Raw genomic sequence first — 9,046 nt, 5'->3', positions numbered from 1 at the left:
CGGGTTCGAATCCTGCTCCCTCCGCCATAAATACAAATGAACCGACTCCAGTTGAGAAGCTGGGGTCTTTTTTATGGTCGAGCGCATTGAGAGTTGGTTGTCGGTTCTTTTTTTGTGAAATATCAGAAAATAAAGAAAGCTATTATATAATGGAGAGGAGACTATAAGTGATGGGGGAATTTGCATGCTCGAAGCGCAAAGGGTTCGTAGAAATGCACTTGGCGATATTCTGCGAAGAAGTCGTGGACGAAATCCTGATAAGCCTGCCCTATACTTTGAGGAAGAAGTATTGACGTACAAGCAGCTTGATCAGCTTGCTAACAAGACAGCTCATTCGCTTCTTTCAAAAGGCTTGCAAAAAGGGGAGCGGGTAGCAGTATTGTCACGCAACTCGATGGATTTTGCGATTCTGAACTTTGGGATAGCAAAAGCAGGGGCCATCATGGTGCCGATCAACTTCATGTTGAATAAAGAAGATGTCGCCTATATTTTCGGTCATGCGGAAGTGAGCGCGTGCTTCGCAGCTCCCGAATTCTTGCAGCTCGCCCAAGATGGACTCCGACTAGCTGGAATTTCCCCAAAGCTGCTTTCCCTCATGTCCAAACCAGCAGAACGAGCAGGGGAATGGTTGCCTTTTCGCACGATGATTGAAGCGGCAGACGACCACGAGCCTGAAGTAGACATAGTGGACGAAGATGTTGTGCAGATTTTGTATACCAGCGGAACGGAATCAAAGCCAAAGGGCGTTATGCTCACACATAAAAGCATTATCTCTGAATATGTCAGCACGATTATCGAAGGCGGGATGACGCAGGATGATGTGGCTGTTCATGCACTCCCCTTGTTCCATAGTGCACAGCTTCACTGCTTTTTGGGACCGTACGTGTATCTAGGTGGAAGTGGAATTATTTTGGAACAGGCAACCCCTGCGTTGATGCTACAGACAGTAGAGACGTATAAGGCGACTCAGTTGTTTTGCCCGCCAACCGTGTGGATTGCTTTACTGCGGTCTCCCGATTTTGCCGCGCGTAATTTGAGTTCTTTGCAAAAGTGCTACTATGGTGCAGCAATCATGCCAGTAGAAGTATTAAAAGAGCTCGGTAAACGCCTCCCAAACGCTCAGTTTTACAATTTTTACGGACAGACGGAAGTGGCGCCATTAGCAACTGTGTTACAACCGAAGGATCAGATGAGAAAACCAGGCTCTGCAGGCAAGCCAGCATTAAATGTGGAAACGAAAATCGTCGATGATGACGGGAATGAAGTCCCTCGTGGTAGTGTTGGTGAAATTGTACACAGGACCAGCCATGCGATGCTGGGGTATTTCCGAGATGAGGAAAAGACACAGGCTGCCTTCCAAGGAGGGTGGTTTCACAGTGGGGATTTGGGCATCATGGATGACGAAGGCTATATCACGGTCGTTGACCGGAAAAAAGATATGATTAAATCGGGGGGAGAGAACGTAGCAAGCAGGGAGGTTGAGGAGCTTATTTATCAACATCCGAAAGTGTCAGAGGTCGCTGTGATCGGAGTTCCTCATCCGTTCTGGATCGAAGCAGTGACGGCTGTTGTTGTCCCAAAAGCGGGTGAGTTACTGACTGCTGACGAGATGCTTGCTTTTTGCAAAGACCGCCTTTCCTCCTTCAAAGCACCCAAATATGTAGTGATTGCTGACAATCTTCCTCGAAACCCCAGCGGAAAAATCTTGAAAAGAGAGTTGCGCCTCCGATACGAAACACTGACGACTTAGCCAGTCACAAGGTCTAAAGCACAGAAAAACCCGCTCTGTTATGGAGCGGGCGTTTGCTACTGTGATTATTTGACGTTGGAAACAGTCGGGCGATCAGCTTGAATGACTTCAAAACGATAACCTTTTTCCTTCAAATACGAAATGATTTGGGGGAGAGCTTCAGCCGTTGGCGACTTGGTGCTGGAATCATGCATCAAGACAACGATTTCTTTTTGTGACTTTACTTGCTGCTTTACATTTGCCAGTGCCTGCGCGGCTGTGTACTTGTTGCTCCTTGCATCGCCGTTTGTTACATTCCAGTCGATAAACGTATAGCCACGTTGTTTTGCTTCTTCTTTGATCGCATGCATGACGGTCTGCTGCTTGTTATAACGTGTGGGATCTTGATATTTCAAACTAACGGTATTCGTACTGCCACCTGGATAGCGGAACACGGTTGGTTTTACGCCAATTGCCTTTTCAATCATTTGACTACCTTTTTCCACGTCTGCAAAAAAGCCATCCATATTTTTGTAAAGAAGCTGATAATTATGGGAATACGAATGTCCTCCCACCGCATGTCCTTCAGCTACGATCCGTTTGAGAATGGCCTCATGACCAGCTACCTCACGGCCCACAATAAAGAAAGTGGCTTTGACCTGATGCGCTTTCAGCGTATCCAAAATGCGTGGAGTGACAGGTGAAGGTCCATCGTCAAAGGTTAAATAAGCGATCTTCTCAGAAGACTTCGGTGTCTGAGGGATCGGCTTTGTAGCTGGTTCAGGCTTCTTCGTTTGATTGGTCGTTCCTTTTTGTTTGTCAGTCTGCGGTGGAGTCGGTGTCTCTGGTTTTGCTGGCTTAGATGGTTTTGGTTGTTCTGGTTTCGGTTGCTCCGGTTTCTTTGGTTGTTCAGGCTGCTTTGGTTGCTTCTGTTGAAGCGGCTGCATCGGGATAAACGGTTCATCGCCATAGATCAAATATTTTTGCCGCAGCTCAACAAATTTCTTAAGATCCGCTTCATAGGAAGAAACAATCTCCTGAGGGGATTTGCCTTGTTCGAGAAGCAGACCGATTTTGTTGGTACCCATCACCTTGTCGAACATAGAGATTTGCATACTCGTACTTTTTGGTATAGGGAATGATTGTAATTGCTTGGCATAAGCCAGCGCGTAAATACCTGTTTTTGCCGGATTAAACTGATGTGGATCGTTGATCTGAAGGCGGACGCCCCCGGCAGTTCCTTTAGTCTCAGGAATAAAGATGACGCCAGGCAGAAGACTTCCATTTAACAGATCGGCGTACTTGTGCGAATCTAGACCCTCTGCCCCGATCCAAGTGAAATGGTCTCCTTGTCGAAGGGGGGTACCCTCACCCAAACCAGTTGCCATATACCCGAAAACCGAGGTCAAGTTAGGGAGATGCGGAGAACTCGGAACCCAGGCCAATCCTGTCTGTTGATAAATCAAGCTACGTGTATACCCTTGCATCGGAATAACGGTTAGATCTACACCGATGGTACGATTGAAATACAAGGCCAGCTCTCCGATGGTCATGCCATGTGCAAGCGGGAGGGTATCCACTCCGATAAAGGAACGGTAAGGTAGTTCAACTACTGGCCCCTCGACAATCGTTCCACCGAGGGGATTCGGTCGATCCAGTACCATTACTTCTTTTCCTTGTTCTTTTGCTGCAGTCATGGCGTATTGCAAGGTAGATATGTATGTGTAGGTTCTCGATCCAATATCTTGCAAATCGACGAGAAGAATATCGATGTCTTTGAGCATTTCCGGTGTCGGCTTGCGAGTTGATCCAGATAAGCCGTAGACCGGAATAGCGTAGACGGGATGAACAAAGCTCGTTACCTGTTTTCCTGCTACCGTTTTTCCGTCGAGGCCGTGTTCAGGTGCATAGAGAGCGGCTAAATGGACGGAGCGATCTCGTCGTAACATGTCGATCGTGCTAACCATTTGACTGTTCTGACCTGTTTGATTCGTAATTAATCCGACTTTTTTGCCTTCAATGAGATAGTGGAACTGATTGAACAGTACATCACTTCCCAATTGGATGGCAGTGGTATTGGCGGAGCTTCCTACTGGAGGAATTAAAGTTAAGATAAGTGCCAGGATGAGGAAAGGGAGAAATTTATTCATCATTCATTGCCTCTTTCAAGATAAAATACTGTCGCTTCTTGTCTATTGTAACGTTTTTGGAAAGCAAGATGGTTGCATTTTTGTAACAATTTGAAATTAGGTCAAAAGGAGCAGAAAAAAGGAACGGAAAAGAGGAGGGGTATTAGGAAAAAATGTTCTTTTGAAAGGGAGTCTACAGGAAAATCTTGAAACAGCCTTCATCCTATAGTAGATTAAGAATCGTGTGAACCTTTTTGGAAATGGAGTGAATGTATTGCTGAAAAAAGTAACCTCATTACTGCTCGCAATTGCCTTGGTACCGATGGCAGCGTTTTCTGCAGCGGCAGCGACTGCACCTGTAGTGCCTAAAACCGTACAGAATGCTGTTAAGGTGGAGTACAATAAAAAACAAATTGCGTTTCCTGACCAAGCACCTATTATCTCCCAAGGGCGGACATTGGTTCCGATTCGTCCGATTGCAGAGAGTCTTGGATTTGAAGTGAAATGGAATGAACAAACGCGTACCGTTACCATCAACAAAGGGAAAGATAACATCAGATTGGTGGTTACTCAAAAAATTGCCAACAAAAATGGACAAACCATCAACCTCGACGTACCTGCACAGATTGTGAACAAGCGAACTGTAGTGCCTGTTCGTTTCATCGCGGAAGCTCTGAGCTACAAGGTTGAATGGGATCCGAAGACACAAACGGTATTGATTGCAGATAATGTGAACCCTAATCAAGTCGGCCAACAGGAAAAGCCAAAAGATACGACGAAACCGGCAACAGATGAGAAAAAGCCTGAGCAGGTAGCTTTGATCGACAAGGAAAGTATTGAAGGGAAATCTACCAAAATAGCTGTGATCGGACTGTATCGAGTTACTGGTAAGGTTGATCCGAAAGCGGATCTAACCGTTGTAATTGATGATGATACACATGAAGTAGAAGTTAATGCAGATGGAACCTTTAAATTACAAATTAATGGCGATGAAGGTATTCGCAGCTTTACCGTAAAAGCTGAAAAAGACGGTAAAAAAGATACTTTTGAAGGCGAATTTATTTCCATTGATTAAGCCATCTGATTTCTGAGTAAGAACACCTCCTGCACATCACACTAAGTGCAAGGAGGTGTTTTTGTTGTGAGACGAATAAGTAGGAGTATCGTTGCTGTACTCCTGTTTTCCGGCTTGCTGACAGGGTGTTCGCCTAACAAAGAACAGGGCACCGAAGATCAGAACGGAAATCAGGCTAAATTTGAATCTCTCGGAATTAACTTCCAGAACGATAACGTCGGTAGGGACAAAGGACCGGCAGCCATGATTAGCCAAAAGAGGGTTCATCAGCGAGAACCGCAGCTGGTGACGTACTTGGAAGGGCGTGCGGAAAAGCTGCCCGGTGTAGCCGATATCAAGGTGTTAGCGTACAAGGATAACTTGATTGTAGGTGTGCTGCCAGTTGATACACCAAAGCCTGACGAAGTCAATCCGCGAACGTCGATCCCGTATACGCCTGGAAAAATTGTGCGAGTCGATAATGGACATCCAGATTCACTGCACAGACGTGTTGTGAACCGGATGAGGTCAAGCTTACAGGCAGAAACACGCTTTAACATTTTGTACGTGTCTACCAATCGCGCTGTTTATGACCGAATCGCAGATTTGCATTCACGAATTACGAACGGAGAGCACATCAGTGACGAGGAATTTCAAGTCCTGTTAAATGATATTGGATATACGGTTATTGGATATAATTTAGTGGATTGAAAGAGCACCACCTGGACTCCCGGGTGGGCTTTTTGTCGATTAAGGGTCAAATGGCAGGAGAATAGTTAGAAATGGGGAAATAGTCAAAGAAGAGCAGGAGAACGGCAAGGAGTGCACATTATATGATTCCAATCCACATCCCTATATCCAAAATAACTCCTCCAGGACAGAAGCCATATGTTTTACGGCGACCTGCATTGGCAAAAAAATTACGCCTGTTGAAATATACGCAGATTTGTCTCATTCATGCAGGGGCAGGCTATGGCAAAACGACTTCTTTGGCTACATTTCTACATGATGAAGCACTGGCTGCATCCTGGTTTACCATTCAGGATGGAGACGATGCCCTTCTTGCGTTTGTCTTTTGTCTCGTCGAAAGTGTTCGGCAGGTTCATTCTGGTTTTGGACAGGTATTGAAAGAACAACTCAAAGACATCACTGAGCAAAGTCCGGTGCCGTCCCTAGACAGTAAAGTACTGGTCGACTGGTTTGTCGGGGAATGCGTACAGCTCCAGGCTGACCACATACTTGTTTTGGACCATTTCCAACGAATTGAGAATGGGAGTGAGGTCGATCAATTTGTTCAACGATTAGCCGAGGCGCTTCCACAAAAGGTCAAGCTGGTTATCTTAACGCGTACCCGACCGAAATGGTCCAATCTCGACTTGTTATCCGCAAGAGGAGAGTGTCTGGAGCTTACAACCAATGACCTTTCTTTTACACTGGAGGAGAGCGAGGCCTTTTATTCTGATCAATACGACATCACGTTGTCCGAAGAAGATTGGGGTCGTGTCGAAGAGGTGGCGCAAGGCTGGGTGATGGCGTTGCGAACTTTTGGTGAAATGGTGACGAGGGGGCAGACGGTGTCCGATAGTCTGCGTGAGCTATCCCGATTGTTGCATTTGCTGGAAGTAGAAGTCTGGACACAGCTGGGTGCAGGTATGCAGCGCTTCTTGATGGAGGCAGCCGTTCTCGAACAATTCGATTTGGAGGATTGCAAGCAAATACTCGGGGAGGGATGTATCGAGTACCTGTTGGAAGCACAGCGTTGTCATCTTTTTCTGCATGTCCAAGCAGATTCTCAATATTCCTTTCATCCGCTATTTCAGCGTCTCCTGTCGAGCAAGCTGGCTGCGAATCAAGCGACGTACGTGCATGTAAATCAAAAGGCCGCAGGATGGTATAGACGAAAAGGGGACGAGGCAAAAGCTTTTGGGCGGTTGCGTCTCGTTGAACAGTGGGAGATGCTGGGTGAGTGGCTGTGCCAAGCATCGGAAAGGTTGCTGCAAGCAGGGAAGCTGGACTTTTTATACGAGTGGATAACGCTATTACCAGAGCACATCAAGTGCGAACAGCATTGGCTGTTGTTTTATCAGGGCGAAGTAGAACGCTATCGCTGTCTATATGCGAAATCCTTTGCTTCTTATGAGCAATTTTTGAAACAATGTGAACAAAAGCAAGATCAAATCGGATTGTGCCGCGGGCTGGAAGGGCAAGCACGCGTCCATCTCGACAGCGTCCAAGGCGTCCGGGCCGAAGAGCTGCTCAAGAGGGCAATTCAACTTTTGCCCCCATTTGAACAAGAGAATGAGATGGCACCGAGGCTATATCGCTTGCTGGCAGAAATTTATACGAATCGCGGAGATGCCAAACAGGCGGCAGCTTGGTATGAACGGAGTCAGGAATTAGAGCAGCAGACGGAGGTTGAGCTAGAATCGCGCCTGTTGTTTCGTACTGGCCGACTGCAGTCCTCCATCCAGCTCTTGGAAAGTAAGTGGCAGGTAGAACAAGGGAAGCATCCCCCACTGACCAGATCGTATCGGGAAACCTCTTTACTGCTATCTTTTGTGTATGCATTGAATGGCGAATGGGAGCGAGGGTGGGAAGCGGCAGAAACTGCCATACAACTCGGACGTGCAGCGCATTCCCCTTTTGTAGAGGCGAATGGCTATGTTCGAAAAGCGCATGCGGCCCTCATCAGTCAAACATTGCCTACGGACGAGATTCGTGAGCTTTATGAAAAAGGTTTGCAAATCATGGAGGAGCTCCAGTCCACACGCGGAAAGTCAGAAACGCTTCTGGGACTAACCTTGTTTTATGCAAGAGAAAAGGCACTCGACCAAGCACTTCTGTATGGCAACAGGGGAATACAAGAGACAGAGGCAATGCGCGACGACTGGTTAGGCAGTCTGGTACGTATGGCCATTGGGATTGCCTATGCCAAATACGGGAAAGAAGAGGAAGCGTGGGCTATCTTTATCGATTGTGCCGACCGACTCAGTCACTGCGGGGATAGCTTTAATGTCGTCATTTGTCAATTGTGGTTGAGCTTCTTGGCTTATCGTAAAAAACAATGGGATTTGTTTGTACCTGCGGTGACACAAGCTCTGTCCTTGATGAAGTCCGGTGAATATCAATTCCTTTTGCAGAGACCTACGCTGCTTACACCGCATGATGTACAGCAGCTGATGCCGATTTTGATTGAGGCAGAGCGCCGAAAGGTATCCCCGGATTACGTCTCTCAGCTGTTAAATGATTTGGGCTTGCAAAACGTGACATTCCACCCCGGGTATACCCTTCGTATTCAGACGCTGGGCGCCTTCCGTGTATGGCTGGGAGAGCGGGAATTGAGCGAAAAGGCATGGCAGCGTGGGACGGCCAAGCTGTTGTTTCAGCTTTTATTGACGAAGAGACACCATTTGTTAGCCCGGGAAGAAATCATGAACCGACTTTGGCCAGACAGTATCGAAGAAGCGGCAATTCGCGATTTTAAAGTGTCGTTGAATGCATTGAACAAAGCCCTCGAGCCAGATCGTGCTGCCAGAACAGACACATTCTTCATTCAACGTCATGGCAGCTCTTACGGTTTCAACCTGGCATCGGGCTACCATATGGATGTCGAAGAGTTCGAGAAGCTGGTTACACTGGGCTTGGCAGAATCAGATCGGCGCCAAGGGGCTATCATGTTGGAAAAAGGACTTGCCTATTACTTGGGCGATTACATGCCGGAATGTCGTTATGAGGATTGGTGTGTAGAAGAGCGTGAGAGAGTGCAAACGCTGTTTTTACGCGGAGCAGAAAGGTTAGCCAAAATCATGCTAGAGGACGGGAAGTTGGAAAAAACAATCCGCTGGTGTGAAGCGATTCTGCGGGTGGATGATTGCTGGGAGGAGTCGTACCGCTTACTTATGACTGCGTATTATCAGCAAAATAATCGCTCACAGGCAATCCGCTGGTATGAAAAATGTGTAGCAAAACTGAGGGAGAACCTCGGCGTCGCGCCGATGCCTGCAACGATGGAGACTTACTTTCAAATTATAGAGAAGTAAAAGATCGCCCACAAAGCGATCTTTTTTTGTACATAGAGCAATGGCTGCTTGACAAAACTAGGAAGTATTCGTAATATAATCTTTGTACTGACCA

The 9,046-nt window shown here is 46.9% G+C and carries 5 protein-coding genes; 4 read left to right on the top strand and 1 reads right to left on the bottom strand.

What is annotated here, in order from left to right; all coding sequences use genetic code 11:
- The first annotated feature begins 184 nt into the window (after nucleotides 1-184).
- Entirely contained in the window at nucleotides 185-1,750 is a 1,566-nt protein-coding gene (locus tag HP401_RS05845; RefSeq protein WP_173604398.1) for an acyl-CoA synthetase, read from the top strand.
- 65 nt (nucleotides 1,751-1,815) lie between these two features.
- Here HP401_RS05845 and HP401_RS05840 read toward each other — a convergent pair whose 3' ends face one another.
- Nucleotides 1,816-3,879 carry an exo-beta-N-acetylmuramidase NamZ domain-containing protein gene (locus HP401_RS05840; RefSeq protein WP_173604405.1) on the bottom strand — a complete coding sequence of 688 codons (2,064 nt, stop codon included), beginning with the start codon at nucleotides 3,877-3,879 and terminating at the stop codon, nucleotides 1,816-1,818.
- Between the two features lie 223 nt (nucleotides 3,880-4,102).
- Between HP401_RS05840 and HP401_RS05835 the strand changes: the two genes are divergently transcribed.
- From HP401_RS05835 to HP401_RS05825, 3 genes are all read left to right on the top strand, one after another.
- Nucleotides 4,103-4,933, top strand: coding sequence for a copper amine oxidase N-terminal domain-containing protein (locus tag HP401_RS05835; protein WP_173604397.1), 831 nt, complete (start codon nucleotides 4,103-4,105; stop codon nucleotides 4,931-4,933).
- Between the two features lie 66 nt (nucleotides 4,934-4,999).
- Nucleotides 5,000-5,623 carry a YhcN/YlaJ family sporulation lipoprotein gene (locus tag HP401_RS05830; protein ID WP_173604396.1) on the top strand — a complete coding sequence of 208 codons (624 nt, stop codon included), beginning with the start codon at nucleotides 5,000-5,002 and terminating at the stop codon, nucleotides 5,621-5,623.
- 122 nt (nucleotides 5,624-5,745) lie between these two features.
- Entirely contained in the window at nucleotides 5,746-8,952 is a 3,207-nt protein-coding gene (locus tag HP401_RS05825; RefSeq protein WP_173604395.1) for an AfsR/SARP family transcriptional regulator, read from the top strand.
- Nucleotides 8,953-9,046 lie beyond the last annotated feature (94 nt).

This window comes from Brevibacillus sp. HB2.2 (genome assembly GCF_013284275.1).
In the GTDB taxonomy this organism is placed as follows: Bacteria; Bacillota; Bacilli; order Brevibacillales; family Brevibacillaceae; genus Brevibacillus; species Brevibacillus brevis_D.
This window is presented reverse-complemented; position numbering and strand designations above follow the sequence as displayed.